General features: G+C 42.0%; 12 protein-coding genes and 1 pseudogene. 7 read left to right on the forward strand and 6 right to left on the reverse strand.

The window, feature by feature from the left end; all coding sequences use genetic code 11:
* Positions 1–273: 273 nt before the first annotated feature.
* The 3 genes from C8N29_RS04280 to C8N29_RS04290 all read left to right on the forward strand — a co-directional run bounded on the left by C8N29_RS04280 (position 274) and on the right by C8N29_RS04290 (position 3,761).
* Positions 274–1,209, forward strand: coding sequence for a lipase family alpha/beta hydrolase (locus tag C8N29_RS04280; RefSeq protein ID WP_107864806.1), 936 nt, complete (start codon positions 274–276; stop codon positions 1,207–1,209).
* A 253-nt stretch (positions 1,210–1,462) separates the two neighbouring features.
* Positions 1,463–2,512, forward strand: coding sequence for a lipase secretion chaperone (locus C8N29_RS04285; protein WP_170106885.1), 1,050 nt, complete (start codon positions 1,463–1,465; stop codon positions 2,510–2,512).
* A gap of 313 nt (positions 2,513–2,825) precedes the next feature.
* Positions 2,826–3,761, forward strand: coding sequence for a lipase family alpha/beta hydrolase (locus C8N29_RS04290; protein ID WP_107864808.1), 936 nt, complete (start codon positions 2,826–2,828; stop codon positions 3,759–3,761).
* Between the two features lie 107 nt (positions 3,762–3,868).
* On the opposite strand, the gene C8N29_RS04295 is transcribed toward C8N29_RS04290, so the two are convergent.
* From C8N29_RS04295 to C8N29_RS04310, 4 genes are all read right to left on the reverse strand, one after another.
* Positions 3,869–4,606: a UDP-2,3-diacylglucosamine diphosphatase gene (locus C8N29_RS04295; protein WP_107864809.1), complete on the reverse strand. Its 738-nt coding sequence runs from the start codon at positions 4,604–4,606 to the stop codon at positions 3,869–3,871.
* Positions 4,607–5,055: 449 nt separating this feature from the next.
* Entirely contained in the window at positions 5,056–5,781 is a 726-nt protein-coding gene (locus C8N29_RS04300) for an START domain-containing protein (protein ID WP_107864810.1), read from the reverse strand.
* Positions 5,782–7,527: 1,746 nt separating this feature from the next.
* On the reverse strand, positions 7,528–7,809 hold the full coding sequence (locus C8N29_RS04305) for a hypothetical protein (RefSeq protein WP_107864811.1): 282 nt from the start codon (positions 7,807–7,809) through the stop codon (positions 7,528–7,530).
* Between the two features lie 476 nt (positions 7,810–8,285).
* A complete protein-coding gene (locus C8N29_RS04310; protein WP_107864812.1) occupies positions 8,286–8,786 on the reverse strand; it encodes a peptidylprolyl isomerase in 501 nt (166 codons plus the stop codon).
* A gap of 213 nt (positions 8,787–8,999) precedes the next feature.
* Between C8N29_RS04310 and C8N29_RS04315 the strand changes: the two are divergent.
* Positions 9,000–10,628, forward strand: a pseudogene (locus tag C8N29_RS04315) (glutamine--tRNA ligase/YqeY domain fusion protein); the annotation flags it as partial.
* Positions 10,629–10,701: 73 nt separating this feature from the next.
* Here C8N29_RS04315 and C8N29_RS04320 read toward each other — a convergent pair.
* Entirely contained in the window at positions 10,702–11,301 is a 600-nt protein-coding gene (locus C8N29_RS04320) for a PilZ domain-containing protein (protein WP_170106886.1), read from the reverse strand.
* Positions 11,302–11,362: 61 nt separating this feature from the next.
* Between C8N29_RS04320 and C8N29_RS04325 the strand changes: the two genes are divergently transcribed.
* Together C8N29_RS04325 and lolD are read left to right on the forward strand one after the other, a co-directional pair.
* The gene (locus tag C8N29_RS04325) at positions 11,363–12,598 is read left to right on the forward strand and encodes a lipoprotein-releasing ABC transporter permease subunit (protein WP_107864815.1); all 1,236 of its coding nucleotides are present in this window, start codon (positions 11,363–11,365) and stop codon (positions 12,596–12,598) included.
* The gene (gene lolD / locus C8N29_RS04330; RefSeq protein ID WP_107864816.1) at positions 12,591–13,280 is read left to right on the forward strand and encodes a lipoprotein-releasing ABC transporter ATP-binding protein LolD; all 690 of its coding nucleotides are present in this window, start codon (positions 12,591–12,593) and stop codon (positions 13,278–13,280) included. Before C8N29_RS04325 ends, lolD begins: the two co-directional genes overlap by 8 nt.
* A 9-nt stretch (positions 13,281–13,289) precedes the next feature.
* Here lolD and C8N29_RS04335 read toward each other — a convergent pair whose 3' ends face one another.
* Entirely contained in the window at positions 13,290–13,880 is a 591-nt protein-coding gene (locus C8N29_RS04335; RefSeq protein WP_107864817.1) for a DUF2062 domain-containing protein, read from the reverse strand.
* A gap of 262 nt (positions 13,881–14,142) precedes the next feature.
* On the opposite strand from C8N29_RS04335, the gene C8N29_RS04340 reads away from it, so the two are divergent.
* Positions 14,143–16,419, forward strand: coding sequence for a DNA internalization-related competence protein ComEC/Rec2 (locus C8N29_RS04340; RefSeq protein ID WP_107864818.1), 2,277 nt, complete (start codon positions 14,143–14,145; stop codon positions 16,417–16,419).
* Positions 16,420–16,465 lie beyond the last annotated feature (46 nt).

A 16,465-nucleotide genomic window follows, 5' to 3' on the forward strand; every position in this document is an offset into this window, starting at 1 on the left:
CACGCGTTCAATCTAGTATTATCTTTTAGCCTGCCTAAAAACCGCTCATCAATTATAAAATACCGTTTGTTGTACAAAACCATTCGTCGGCATGACGTGAATTCACAGACTATGACGTCAATTAGCAAGTTTGGTGACGTTATTTTCATTAAATTTGGCATCAATGAAAACAAAAGACTTTTAACCCAAAAATAGTGTTTTTACTCTAATAAAATCAATTGCTTAATAATCTAAAACGCATTAACAACAATAGTAGAGTAGGGGAAAACAAAAATGTTAAAACACGCTATCGCCGTTGCAACATTAGTAGGTACTGCCTTAACCAGCGCAAATGCCAGTGCATTTTGTTTGTTTAACTGTGATTACACAAAAACCAAACATCCTATTGTTTTAGCACCCGGTGTTTTGGGCTTTGAAAAATTATTGGGCTTTGCAGATTACTGGTATGGTATTCCCAGTGCCTTACGTGATGGTGGTGCTAAGGTTTATACGACTTCTGCCTCTGCTTTTAACAGTTCCGAAGCCCGCGGCGAACAATTATTGGCGCAAGTGCAAACTATTTTAGCGGTGTCTGGTGCGCAAAAAGTGAATTTAATGGGGCATAGCCACGGCGGTTTTTCGGTACGTTATGTGGCCAGTGCTATTCCAACCAAGGTCGCTTCTGTTACCACCGTACATAGCCCCGTGAAAGGTGTGAATGGCGCAGCAATTTTAACGGGCACAGATGGCACGATTGCGGGTAGTTTGGTACAAACCGTGGGCACAGCCGTGTCTGGTTTTATTACCTTTTTAGCAGGTAACGATTACAAAGAAAACTTTATGGCGAGCATGAAGTCTTTAGACCCTAAAGGTGCAGCTGCATTTAATGCCAAACATCCTAATGGGGTGCCAACAACAGCTTGCGGTGAAGGTGCTTATACAACGAATGGCATTAAAAACTATTCATGGAGTGGTACATCCGCAGTGACCAATGTGTTAGACCCCTTAGATACGTTCTTTGGTGTGATGTCATTGGTGTCAACCTCTGAAGCCAATGATGGTTTAGTCGGTAAGTGTGTGAGCCATTTTGGTAAGGTTATTCGTGACAACTACCCACATAACCACGGCGATGCTATCAATCAACTATTTGGTGTTCGTGGCTTATTCACGCCTGCACCCACAGATTTATACCGTGAACATGCAAATCGTTTGAAAGTGGCTGGTTTATAAGCCCATAACTGGTATAGAGCAGCACATCTATACGCTGTACAAAAATAGGCGGTATACTTACCGCCTTTTTTATTGGAAGAAACATTGGCCTTGTGGCATTTTATGGGCACTTCGCTCTAATCGGTAAAAACAACAACAACCCCTTGTGCGCTTCCCAATTGAATCAACCATGATGACGTTGATTTAACCGAAGAAGAGGCAAACGAGTCATATAAACATAATAACTGATTCTTTTTCGATGGAGATTTCTGTCATGAAACCTAAAGTGGCTATTGCCGCAACAGCACTGTTATTGATATCCGCAGGCGGATTTTTGTGGTTAGCACGAGATACCGCCCCTGAATCAAGTAGTGTCGCTAAACAGCAAATGAGCTTGTCGCCCGAACAAACGGCCGCGGTCGTTGCAGACGCAATTGCTAAATCAAAAACCGATACCCGCTTTAAGACAGGCGTAGAGAATATGCCCCGTTCTTTACAAGATACCGAAGTGGATGGCGCTTTATCGGTGGATAATGCAGGTAATTTGATTATTAGCCGTAGTATTCGCCAAACCTTTGATTATTTTTTATCGGCCATTGGCGAAGAAGACTTAACAACGATTGTCTCGCGTATTCGTGCCTACATCCGCAACAAACTGGCCGATTATCCCAAAGCGATGGCACAAGCCGAACAAATTTTAGATGGTTATTTATCCTATCGTGAAGCCTTAGGGCATATTGCACAAATTGGTGGTAATCCTGCCGATAACATTTCGGGTGTGCGCCAACAAAAAGAGCAAATTGCCTCGTTGAGAACACAATATTTGTCGCGTGAGGTGATAGAAGCCTTTTTTGGTGATGAAGATGCCTATGACCGTTATACGATGGCGCGTATCGAAATTATGCAGGATAAGAATTTATCGGCCACAGAAAAAGCAAAACGTGCGGCGGAGTTGTTGAACACCTTGCCTCCAGAACTCAAAGAAAGCGTAGAAACCTTAAATAAATATCAAGAACTAACCAGCTTAACGGATGATTGGAAAGCGCGTGGCGGTAAACCAGAAGAGCTACGTGCCATTCGTGAACAATTGGTGGGTGTAGAGGCAACCGAACGCTTAGAAGCCTTAGACCAAGAGCGCGCTGCGTGGGATGGTCGTATGAATGATTATCTCTCACAACGCGACACCATCCTGAAAAATCAAGCACTAAGTCAGCAAGACCGCGAACGGCAGGTAAACGACTTAAAACAGAAAAACTTTAACCAACAAGAGCGTATTCGTGTTGATGCTTTAGAAACCATGCACGACCAAGGCATTAAGCCCTAAGCCGCCCAAATACCGCTAACAGAGTGTGTCAGTGCATACACTGACCACTCATCTTCAGATTTAGACCGCACAGCCAATATGACGTTTTTTATCAAATAAAAGACGTGAATTACCAACCATTCAACTAGGCATTTTTTGTGATTGCGTCTATATTTTATTCTGTAAATTAGACTATTTACTCTAAAAATTATCTATCCGTATTTTTTATGTAAATGGCCTCATGGATTGTGGGTCGTCAGTTTTATCAAAAATAATCAGTTAACAATACCTCAACAAGTAAAACGACCAACACAAAAGAACAGGGGACAACAACATGAAAAAGCTACTGTTATCGACAGCAGTCTTAACCTCCGCCATGTTAGCAAACTCGGCACAAGCCTGTTGGTGGTGGGAAGATTGCACCTACACCAAAACAAAATACCCGATTGTATTAGCACCAGGTGTCTTGGGCTTTGATAAATTGGTAGGTTTTGTAGATTACTGGTATGGTATTCCTAGTGCGTTAAGCTATAGCGGGGCTAAGGTATATACCACCTCCGCTTCTGCGTTAAATAGTTCTGAGGCACGTGGCGAGCAGTTATTATCACAAGTCCAAACCATTCTCGCTATTTCTGGTGCGCAAAAAGTCAATTTAATGGGACATAGTCACGGTGGATTCTCGGTACGTTATGTGGCGAATGCGATTCCAACCAAAGTATCCTCATTGACCTTAATTCATAGTCCTGCGAAGGGCAGCCCTGTTGCTGACTTAGTGAATGGTATTGTCCCCGCAGGCACAGCACAAACATTTATTGGTAATGTCACCAATGCCTTAATGAGTATTCTGGATTATTTGGCAGGTAATAACCGTCCAGAAGACTCTTTGGCGGCCTTAAACTCATTAACAACAGCAGGCGCTGCCACATTTAACGCAAAATATCCTAATGGCTTGCCGACAACGGCCTGTGGTGAAGGCGCATATACGGCGAATGGCATCAAAAATTATTCATGGAACGGGACTTCGTCCTTTACTAATGCCGTCGACCCCTTAGATTATTTCTTTGGCATTACAGGCTTGGCAGGCAGTGAACCCAATGACGGTTTAGTGGGTAAATGTTCTAGCCACTTTGGTAAAGTGCTGCGTGATGACTATCCATGGAACCATGCTGACGCAATCAATCATACCTTTGGTGTGCAAGGCTTGTTTGCGCCAGACCCTAAAGATGTTTACCGTGCGCATGCGAATCGTCTGAAAAACGAAGGTGTCTAATTCGTATTATCTATTCGGCGATACACAAAACGGTCACTAGTCAGTGGCCGTTTGTATTTTATCTGTTGCTAAATCCACATGTTGTCTCAAGCGGTGCGTAGTCAGCACTAGAATGTATAAGTTTCTAAACGTATGCCTGAGGCATCGGCGACACCAATGATGGCATCACCCGTGTCTTCACGCCAATCGCCCAGCACAATACGTTGTGCTGATTGATGTGGGGCGGTGTTAAGTTGATGAATCTGTGGACGATGGGTATGACCGTGTAACAAAATACTGACTTGAAACTGATTTAACACCGTCGTTACCTCTTCGGGGCTAACGTCCATAATGTTTTCGGGTTTATTGCTATTTTGCATTTTGCTTTGCAAACGCCATAACTCAGCAATTTGCACTCGCTCGGCTAAGGGTTTGGCCAACATGCTTTGTTGCCATAAGGGGTGACGGCTTTGCGCCCGAAACGCCATAAACTTTTCATCTTTGGTGCATAACGCATCCCCATGTTCAATTAAAATACGCTGTTGATGGATGTCAATAATGGTACGTTCACCTAACAATTGGCCACCACAGGCCTTGGCAAATGATTCACCCAACATAAAATCACGATTGCCATGTACAAAATATAAAGCCGTACCTTGGTCACTCAGTTGTCGAAATTGCGCAATAATCTGTTGATTATAATCAGATAAATTGTCATCACCTACCCACACTTCAAACAAGTCGCCTAGCACATATAAAGCCGTCGCTTGTCCCGCAATCTGAGTCATTAGTTGCGTAAAACCTTGGGTGACACGCGGTAAGTCAGCCGCTAAATGTAAGTCAGAGATAAAGTAGGTGGGTTTCATGGTGTTGATATATTAAGAGTGGCTAATCGTTGTGATTATATGTGTTGCAAGATAATTTATAAATGCTTAGTGACTTTAGCCTGTGTACCGTAGCGAAATACAGGGAAAATAAACGGCAGTTGGCATTTCGATTGTGCTTGCGAAGTCTATTTTAGACTGACACGCTAATCGCTGAGTTGTGATTAAAACTGCTACACGGTTTGATATTTACAATACGCGCTTATCTCGGTGTGACGTGTCAGTAAAATTATTTATGGAAAATATGTGGCGTGATTTACATGGTTTAGTCGTTGCAGATAGTCAATTCGTAAAAAAATCGCCATAAGAAATAGCTCTTTCGTTGCGTATCCTAATAAAGTCTGTCTATACAGTGCGACAAAATTGACTATGACAGACGAAACTTATCATATAAAAATGATATGTTTCGTCGCGCATCTTCCAACAAGCACTTACTCTTTGTACTTGAACTGAACAGGCGTATCACTTGTTATACATTTTGTGATTGCACGTTTCCTTCCGAGCATGTTTGCATATGGGGTTCGACGTTGAATATGATTCACTAACCAAACAGGTAAGCCAGAACCACCTGGGTCAACGTAACCTTCCATATGCTCTTCAGTTTCATTATTGCCTGCGGGTTTGAGTTTTATACTCGTTTCATAGGCAGGCATGCGTATGACACCCGGTTTAGTAGGAATAAAGTCGGGGGCAGCACTGTAAACAATCCCTAAAAATCCTGTTTTACTAGAATAAGGATGAACTTTAGCATGAATGATCACGTCGCGATTTGGTACACCAAATGGCATTTTGATAAAGAAATAAAAATAATATTCAGTATCGCTGACACGCTTTAATAGCTTAGCTTCCGTTACATTCATATACCAATTAGGTATGTTTTCAATATCAAATTGACAACGGGCTGCCGCTTCCAGAGAGCCATTTAAAACGCCTTCTACTTTAAATGAACGAAAACGACGATTATCTTCCTGCTTAGAATAGGTTTTGATTTGATGTCTTTTGTCATCTTTGATTAGAGACCACTCTTTGACTGTTTTTTCGTTGTAGGGAAGGTACTCTGTGGTGTCGTCGTCGCCATCTTTGGCAGCATAGCTAGTGTTGGTAGCTAATATTAAACAGAGTAAACTTGTTTTTAAAAACAAATTATACTTATTCATTGTATATGCTCTTCTGTTTTTTGGTTTGTGGTTTTGTAACTTTTCCATACATTGGGTTTGGCTATCTTCTTTGTAAAGTGCCATAATGATATTTAAATATTTTTATATTGGTTTTTTAGTCGTTTTTTGTCTTAAATGATCGCTGTAATATATAATGTTTTTCTATGAATAAAAATTTATATTTGTTTAATATTGTAGCTAAAGTGAATTATAACGTAAGATTAGTTATATGGATATGCAAACTATGGTTTGTTTATATCTTTACTGAAAAAATATTTTTACGCGCATGTATTTGTCTGTGCTTTATATGTGGCTACACTTAATAGGTGAATAAGAATAAGATGAGGGGCTACCAATCATCATGATATGTATATTGGGTATACGAGTGTTTATGGCAGGCCAATAGATTTTGAAGGTATGATTGATATGGCAGCAGAGTTATCGCAAAAGTGTCTAGTATCATAGACTGCTAACATATTGGTATTTGTTTTGGTTAAACTGTAGAAAAATTACTTAAAGCAAGTGTGGTCTGTATGCAGCGTAGCGAAATAAGGAATTAAATAGTTAATAAATATTTATTGGGTAGTGCATTTTGACGTGATAAAAACTTTCTATCCATTGGTAGACAAAGGTTCTATGGAAGTATCACATTATTTTTACACACTACCACTTATTGTTTTAATGCGGTCATCAATCTTGTGTTACACAGGATACACTCGCTGTTGCTGCTAAACATGAACATGCAGCACTGTTTTATCAGATTATTGGTTTTAGAGCGTTACCTAATCATCCCTTAAAATTATTTTTGCCTGTCACATAGTTGTTAAAATTTTTGTAGCGTGTGGTTGAGGAACGAAACCTATGATTAACGATAGTTGTTAAAATATGAATTTTCTTTGTTTATGTTGATGGATTTGAACCCATAAAAGCTATATTTGAGATTTATTTAGGTTTGTTTTTGAAAATTATGAGTTGCTTTCTTCAGACCATTCTTAAACATTATTTTTGAATTGTATAATACACAATAAGTTATATATAGTATTTTTATGGCTTTTTTGTGTGGTGTTGACTATATAGTGGTCAATTATGTTTTTTGATATTTCTAATGTCTTTAAGGTGAGTATTGATTTTGTATAATCGAAAAAAGACCTTCGTGCTAATTATTATGTTTTAAGTGCGCTATTATTATTTATTTGAATGGTTTTTATAGGCGGATTTTTATTTAGGTAAGCAGGTGTAGCCTGTATGCAGCGTAGCGAAATACGGGAGAAAATTTAATAAATACTTATTGTGTTAATTCCGCTATAAAACCCGTGTAACCTTGCCCGTCACAGAAACTACAGTTACTAACATAAATGCCTATTAACCCAATTGTAGCATAAATTGGTGATTATAGATGATGTGAGAACTGCGGTAAATGCAGGAAGTGTGGTGACGATTAGTCAATATCCTATAGTTTATAATGGCTGGACAGGTACAGGGTATAGTATTGTTGACACAAATACAGGGGCTCATTTCATTGGTTGTGGCGGATAGGGCTTTGATTTTATTGAGTTCAGTAACTATGTTGATGTTATTGGTAATAGGGTTATAACTTTAACGCCAAAGGGTAGCAATCCCACAACAAACTAAAATCTGAGATTGATCTAAGAACCATTCAAAAAAAATACTAAAAATGCGCGGGGTACTATCCTTTTGGGGTATTGACTTAGAGTGCACTTTAAAACTCAATAAAAAAAGGGTGATTTATTTTAATCTAAATTTATCAATATATGCTCTTATAGCGATTGATACAGCCAAAAAGTGTGCTGCCATAAATGTTAAGAATTCAAACTCAAATATAAAGCCAGTACTTAAGATAAAAAATAGAATTAAAAATAAATTATTAAAAAATAAAAGACACTTAAGGTAGATTGGTTTAAGAGTAAGTTTATCATCAACTAATTGTAAGCCTTGAATCATTAGAAAAAGAGTTAACAAATATGGCAATGCTACCAACAATGTAATCCATTTCTCATGAACTGACATAAAGCTCTCTAACTTGCAGTAAGGTGTACCAAGAATAAATGCTACTGTAGCGTTTTTAGAGGCGTAAGTATCCCGCCACGGCCAATGTTGAAAATGTCATGAAAACACTTAACCTTGTTGAACCTAACGTCCAAGACGATGGCGGGCATAGTAGTATTATAAGCAATAATCATTTTTTTTCAGTCCTTCTATGTAGATCGCTGCCCATTTGACCCGTCACCTAACATTATCAGTTTATTGCAAGATGCTGGCCTATCGATATTTTTGCATGAGTCGGTGCATTTCTTTTTAGAGACGGATATTCCTATTGAGATTCAAATTATGAGCCAAAGTGATGTTTTTGATGCTTCTACTATGCTCAAAGCGAGTGTAGTCTGTACGGAGCTTAGCAAAATACGAGGTTAAATTTGGCCATAAAACCCGTGTCACCTTGCACGTCACACGGGCTATTTCTAAGCTAAAATATAGCCTAAAAATTATTCAATCACTTCCGCTGTTTCAATCACGACTGGCTCTAATGGCACATCACCATGATAGCCTTTATTACCTGTTTTTACGCCTTCAATTTGTGTCACAATGGCCATGCCTTCGGTCACTTTACCAAACACTGCATAGCCCCAACCTTGCACCGTTTTGCTAGAGTGATTCAAAAAGCTATTGTTGGCGACGTTAATAAAAAATTGTGCAGAAGCAGAGTGTGGGTCTTGAGTCCGTGCCATGGCAATCGTGCCAACATCATTTTTTAGACCATTATTCGCTTCGTTTTCGATGGAGGCCTTTGTCGTTTTTTGATTCATGGTTTTGTCAAAACCGCCGCCTTGAATCATGAAGCCACGAATGACACGATGAAAAATCGTACCATTGTAATGGCCACTTTTAACATAGTCGACAAAGTTAGCAGTCGTTTTGGGGGCATTGACGGCATCAAGTTCGAGTACAATACGGCCAAAATTGGTGTTTAAGGCAACTTTCATCATCGTTATCCTATTGGTTGAAACTAATTACTTGAGACAGCGACACGCAATCGCTAGACTCTGTACTTTTCTTGGATGGGTTATCTTCATAGCCACAGCCAAGCATATAGGACATTCCCTGTTTGAATAGGGTCTGTTCTGTGTTCATTATGCTGGCCGCTAATCATAGTGGTTGGCGCTACGCTTGTCATGCGAGTTGTTTTAATGGAAGCCAAAGATTTTATTCGTTCACACATAATTGAAGATTTAGCGGCGGGTAAACATACAAAAGCGGTGACCCGTTTCCCGCCCGAGCCAAATGGCTATTTACATATTGGTCATGCCAAGTCCATTTGTTTGAACTTTGGCATTGCCGTCGAAAGTCAGGGTGATTGTCATTTGCGTTTTGATGACACGAACCCCGAAAAAGAATCACAAGAGTATATTGATGCCATTAAGCGTGATGTGACGTGGATGGGTTTTCAATGGGCAGGTCAGGTACGTTATGCCTCTGACTATTTTGATGCCTTATATGATTTTGCTTTGCAACTCATCCAGATGGGTAAAGCCTATGTGGACTCACAAACACCCGAACAAATCCAACAAACGCGCGGTAGTTTTACCGAAGCGGGTAAAAACTCGCCTTATCGTGAGCGCAGTGTCGAAGAGAACTTAGCGTTATTTGAAAAAATGCGTTTAGGTGAGTTTGCCGAAGGTGAATGTGTGTTACGTGCCAAAATTGATATGGCCTCAGGTAATATCAACTTACGTGACCCTGTGTTGTATCGCATCAAAAAAGTGGCACATCATCAAACGGGCGATAAATGGCTCATTTACCCCATGTATGATTACACGCATCCCATTTCTGATGCCTTAGAGTACATTACCCATTCGTTATGTACCTTAGAGTTTGAAGACCATCGACCATTTTATGATTGGTTATTAGATACTTTAGGCACGCCTGCGCACCCGCAACAAATTGAATTTTCGCGCTTAAATCTCAATTATACAGTCACCAGTAAGCGTAAGTTAAAGAAACTGGTCGACGAGCACTTAGTTAATGGTTGGGATGACCCACGTATGCCAACCATTGCAGGCTTACGTCGTCGGGGGTATACACCTGAGTCTTTACGTGATTTTTGTGAGCGTATTGGGATTACTAAAAGTGACGGTGTCGTCGATTTTGGCTTATTAGAGTTTTGTATTCGTAACCATTTAGAAAACACAGCGCCTCGTGCGATGGCGGTCTTGAATCCACTCAAAGTGGTGATTACTAATGTGGAGGAGGCGACCTTAGCCTTAACCTCGGCACGTCATCCCAATTTACCTGAATTGGGCGAACGAGAGATTCCTTTTACCAAAGAAATTTATATTGATGCGGCCGATTTTAGCGAAAACCCACCCAAAGGTTATAAGCGTTTAGTCGTGGGCGGTGAAGTGCGTTTGCGTCATTGTTATGTCATTCGTTGTGACGAAGTCATTAAAAATGAGGCTGGCGAGATTGTAGAGCTGCGCTGCTCGGCCGACTTAAATACCTTAGGTAAAAATCCTGAAGGCCGTAAAGTCAAAGGGGTCATTCAGTGGGTATCAGCCACACTAGGCATGCCTGCAGAAATTCGTCTATATGACCGCTTATTTAATCAGCCTGACCCTGAAGCGGGTGATAATTTCTTGGACTGTATCAACCCTGATGCCTTAACCGTCGTTCAGGCTGTCGTAGAACCGAGTTTGGCGAATGCTCAACCTGAGGAGCGGTTTCAATTTGAACGCGAAGGCTATTTTGTGGCTGACTTAGTCGACTGCAAACCCAACCGCTTGGTGTTTAACCGTACAGTGGGCTTGCGTGACTCATGGGGTGGGGCATAATGGCGGTGTTGGGGTAACGTCTGTAGTTACCCCATTTATTAATGACTGCTTAAAACGCTGGGTGTCTTTACTCTTAATCTTCGGGATTGGCAAAAGCCCGTATGGTTTCGTGGTCTTGTTGTTTACGGGCAATATCTTGTGCTAAGCGTGCACGGTCGCTGGGGTTGATATTGATAAAATACACGCCCGTTCTAAAACCTTCTAAATCTTCATCCTCGCAATAAACCACACGTGCGGTAGCCGCAATGTGATAATGATGCTCTAAATGGCTAATCGCTAAATGTAAATGTGTGCCTGGTGGTAAGGCTTCGGTGGCATGAAAAGATAAACCGCTTTCGCTCAGGTTGACTTGTTGTGGAATGGGGGATAGCAGTTTAGCCAAACCGTCATAAATAGCCCCTGTCAGTAACTCAATTTTGAGATTCACGGCTTCCATTAAGCCGTGTACACGCTCATTTTCACGGGCTAAAAGCTGCATTTGTCCACGTTGTACACTATTCACCTGTTCTATTTCGGCAAATAGCGTAAAGTAACGCGGCAAAGAAAAACTCGAGTCATACGGGTCTTTTAACGAATCTGCACTACTAATTGGTTGGTAATGCAGCGATAGTGTTGAGTCAACACGATTTAATAAACGTCTTTCAAAGGGATTGTCTGTAATCGTTTTTGTCATGATGTTTAACTCATAGGGCATACTTGCCGTTTGTTACTAGTATTATGGTTCAACTTCTACCATGTTCAAGCCAGTTTCTTTATTAATCGGTTTGCGTTACACCCGCGCTAAACGCCGAAACCATTTTATTTCTTTTATCTCCTTAACTTCAATTATTGGATTGATGTTAGGAGTCGCTGTCTTAATTACGGTGTTATCTGTGATGAACGGATTTGACCGAGAACTCAAAAACCGTATTTTGGGCATGATACCTCATGCCACCATTAACTCCCGCGAGCCATTTCACGATTGGCAGAAATTAGCAGAGTTTGTACATAAAAATCCAGAGGTTGTTGCGGTTGCGCCTTACACGCAATTACAAGGCATGTTGACGGCAAATGGCCAAGTGACAGGTGCACTGATTTCGGGGATTGAACCCATATACGAACAAAAAGTATCAATTATTGAACAACATTTTCAAACAGGTAGCCTGAATCAATTGCGTGCAGGTGAGTTTGGGATTGTTTTAGGTTCAGGCTTGGCGGCAAACTTGGGGGCAATGGTGGGGGACAAAATTACGCTCGTCTTGCCCGAAGCCTCTGTTTCACCCGCAGGGGTTATCCCGCGTTTTAAGCGTTTTACTGTGGTGGGTATTTTTAAGGTCGGGGCAGATGTGGATGGCTTGTTGGCGTATATCCATATTAGTGATGCAGGAAAACTCCTAAAAATTGGCGATACGGTGCAGGGAGTACGTCTCAAATTACACGATATTTTTCAGTCGCAACAGGTTGTACATCAATTACTTTACGATTTACCGGAGTATTTTTATGCCACGGAATGGACACAGACGCACGGTAATTTGTTTAGTGCCATTCAAATGGAAAAAGCGATGATGGCCTTATTGTTATTGCTAATAGTGGCGGTGGCTGCATTTAACATTGTTTCTAGTCTGGTGATGGTCGTCACTGATAAAAAAGCCGATATTGCTATTTTGCGCACCTTAGGCGCATCGCCACACACCATTACCCGTATTTTTATGGTGCAAGGCGCAGTGATAGGCTTGTTTGGAACGGTATCTGGCGTGTTATTAGGCGTGTTAATTGCCACGAATATTAGTGGTTTTATGACGTGGATTGAGCAAGTGACAGGCATGTCTCTATTTGATGCCTATTTTGTCAATTATTTGCCGTCAGAATTAAAATGGAGTGATGTGGCATGGGTGAGTTTGGTCTCGGCCATATTAAGTTTCTTGGCCACGATTTATCCTGCACGCCGTGCTGCCAAAGTACAGCCAGCGGAGGCTTTACGTTATGAATGATGTTGTCTTACGTGCCGAGCAATTAGCCAAAACCTTTAATGAAGGATTGCAGGCAGTTGATGTGCTCAAAAAAGTAGATTTCAGTATTAAACGTGGTGAGTTTGTGGCGATTGTCGGTAGTTCTGGCTCGGGCAAAAGTACCTTGTTGCACTTGTTGGGAGGGTTGGAAACCCCAAGCTCAGGCCAAGTGACCTTATTAGGGCATGTGTTGAGTCAAGCGAATGATGTCAAACGTGGACAACTACGCAATCAATATTTGGGGTTTGTCTACCAATTTCACCATTTGTTACCCGAATTTACTGCCTTAGAAAATGTCTGTATGCCGTTATTATTGCGCGATACGTCGGTCAAGGAGGCGGAACACGCTGCGACAGCGTTATTAGTTCGTGTAGGATTGGGGCATCGTTTGGCACATAAACCTGCTGAGCTATCAGGCGGAGAGCGGCAACGTGTTGCGTTGGCGCGCGCTTTAGTGACAAAACCAGCTCTCGTGTTGGCTGATGAGCCTACGGGTAATTTAGACCAACAGACCGCCGAAGAAATTCAGCAACTCTTACAGGAATTAAAACAAGAATTAGGCATGAGCCTTGTCATCGTGACACATGATTTGCAATTAGCGCAGGCCGCAGACCGCGTATTGACAATGAAGAGCGGGGTATTGATACAAGAGGAGCCGTGCTAAATCAGCAATCTACTCTTGTTCGTCTGTAGATTTGGTGAGTGATTTACGGAACTGGCGTTTATTCCATGCTTTAGTAACATGGTAACGCCAGTACCAATTCATCGCTAAATAGCCAACACAACCAAATAAAAACCCTGTGACTAACATCCCTAGTAAAATAGGTTCTATGTGTCGGCTTAGATTGAGTGCGGTTGTCTCGTGACTTTGTCCAAAAACATTACTCACCATGGCACCGAGATTATCGACAATTTGTCGCATTTGCTCTATGTCTATCATCGGCTTATGTAAAAGAGATGCGCCAATAAAATACGACACATAAATGACGGGAATCATGGTTAAGGGGTTGCTAAGCCACACTAAGACCACACACAAGGGTAAGTTGACTCTAAACACCAATGCCGCAATCGCCGCAGGTACCATTTGAAAGGGCATGGGTAAAAAAGCACACCATAATCCCCAAAACATCGCACCTGATGCAGAGTGACGGTTGAGATGCCATAAGTTAGGGTCTTGCAAACGGTGACGTAAAAAGCCTAAACCAGGCGTATTAGCCAGTTTTTCTGGATTAGGTAAATATTTACGAATAAGGTGTTTGGGCATACCCACATCCACAAGTTCAGGGCGCAGGATTGTTTCCTATTTATGGCAATTCTGCAATCTTTTCGCGCGGCTTGCTGACAAAAATACGTCTTTTTTAGCGGTTGTTTTCTCTGTTTTAGATAATCTGTGGCAACTAGCCGATTATCAGGCATGCTATGGCCTATCTGTTTTGCCTCAGTTATGATTTGTTCTTCTAACAAACATCCGTACGATAATCACTTTGTAGTGTTCAAAACAAGGAAATTCACATAAGGACTGTGTCATGACAATCGAGCGTTGTTTATGGGGCATTGCTGCGGCTGCACCTGTCTTATTGCTATGGCCAACCTTGCCAAATGTCTATTATTTTTGTCTAGCGGCCACGCTCATGAGTGTAGTCGCTTTACGTTGGTCATGGGCTTGGCTATTAGTCGCCATGCTCCTGATGATGGCGTGGTCTATACAACAGGCACAGACTTACTTGGCCGCTAGACCACCCGCAGCACTCGAAAATACCGCCTTTAGAGTACACGTACAGATTCAGGGCTTAGCGGAGCAAAGCGAGTTTGGTTGGCGCTGCCGCGTCAAACCCATCAAATTATTATCTAAGGTCGATTATCCGCATTGGCAAGACAGTGAATGGTTAATTACGACGCCGTCTCGCCACGAGCCAAAGGCTAATCAAATTTGGCAAATGACGGTTAGCTTAAAAAAGCCTCATGGTTTGGCTTCGGCAGGGAGCTTTGACTATCAACAATGGCTATTAGGAGAACAAATTCATGCTGTGGGTCGTGCGAGTCGCGCCATCTATATACAGGAAGGTGCATGGACGATGAATGACTGGCGGTGGCGTATTCGTCAGCAAGCACAGGTTTTAGCGAGACATGCACCAGAAGCAGGCATCGGTTTGGCGTTATTGACGGGCGACCGTATGCTAGTCCCTGACACGGCTTGGGACTTATATGCGAATACAGGCATTAGCCATTTGCTGGCTATTTCGGGTACGCATGTGATGTTGGCTGCATTGATGACGGTTTGGTTATTACAACAGTTAGTAAATTACTGGCCAAGAGTATATTTACGTTGGCCTGTACATCAATGCAAGTTACCGTTTATTTGTGCGATTGCTCTGTTATACGGTTATTTAGCGGGCTTGTCGTTGCCGACCTTACGCACCTTAGTGATGGTATTATTAGCCAGTTTTTGGTCATGGTATAGACATAGCGTCAGCCCTATACAAACCTTACTCAGAGCCTTTGTACTATTGGTGTTATGGCAACCCTTATCGGTACATGCGATGGGGTTTTGGTTGTCTTTTGTTGCGGTGGCGGTATTGATGTTAGCCTTGCATGTGCAACATGCATCCCCCGTCTGGCATTTTGTGCGTTTGCAGTGGCTTTTAACGTGGGCATTGTTACCGTTAACCTTATTTTTATTTGGTCGTATTGCATGGGTATCCCCATTAGCCAATGTAGTCGCTATTCCCACTATGAGCTTTCTGGTTGTTCCTTTAGAGTTAGTCGGTCTGGCTCTAGGAGCAGTGACCACCGTAGGTCAGACTTTATGTTGGCTAACGGCTGCCAAGATTATCGGTTGGTTAAATAGTTATTTGTCGTATTTAGCAGGCTTGCCATTTAGTCAGTCGTTTGCGATATTGTCCTTACCAAGTTTTTTCTTTTTGCTGGCCGCATTGGGCGTGTTATGCCTCCCTGCATCGCTAGTGCCACGCAGCGCAGCAGGTTTTTTTATATTGCCTGTCCTCTTTAGCCGCTCAAGTATGCCGCCACACAGTTTAAGTGTGCATGTGATAGATGTGGGTCAGGGTTTGAGTGTGTTAATACAAACCCAACATCATTTTTTGTTATATGACACAGGCGCAAATACACAGGCAGGTGAACAAGTCATTGTCCCATATTTGCGCTGGGTGGGTGTCTCGCGTCTCAATGGCTTAATGATTAGTCATAATGATAAAGACCACACAGGTGGCGCAAATGCTGTACTAGCGGCCTATACGCCACAGCAACTTTGGTATAGCGCTGCTCCCGAGGGGTATCAGGTCGCGCATAACCAAACGCAGCGTTATTGCCAACAAGGACAATCTTGGCAGTGGGATGGGATTCAATTTAGTGTATTATCACCCCAATCAACACAGACCTATAAAAAAGATAATGACCGCTCCTGTGTTCTAAAAATAGCAGGTGATGGTTTTAGTGTGCTGTTGACGGGCGATATTGAACAAGCGACTGAACAAGTTTTAGTGCGTCAATCGACACTGGATTTACGTGCGAACCTGTTAGTATTAGGGCATCACGGCAGCAAAACTTCATCTAGTCTGCCATTTTTGCAACGGGTACAACCTGACATTGCGGTTGTGTCAGCAGGATACTTGAATCCTTTTCAGCATCCTTCGCCCGCTGTCATCGCACGTTTGCAGCAAGCAAAAGTGACCATAGATAGCACGATTGAGCAGGGAACGTTGCGTTATCATTGGCAGTCTCAACAGAAAGTACACAAGGAAGCATGGCGTTTACGAGGCCATTACTGGCTAAATGCCCCTTAAATCGGTAAAGTAAGCAAATTTTTAGCATGGTACTGAGAGTGATTAT

Source organism: Agitococcus lubricus, from assembly GCF_003051055.1.
GTDB lineage: Bacteria > Pseudomonadota > Gammaproteobacteria > Pseudomonadales > Moraxellaceae > Agitococcus > Agitococcus lubricus.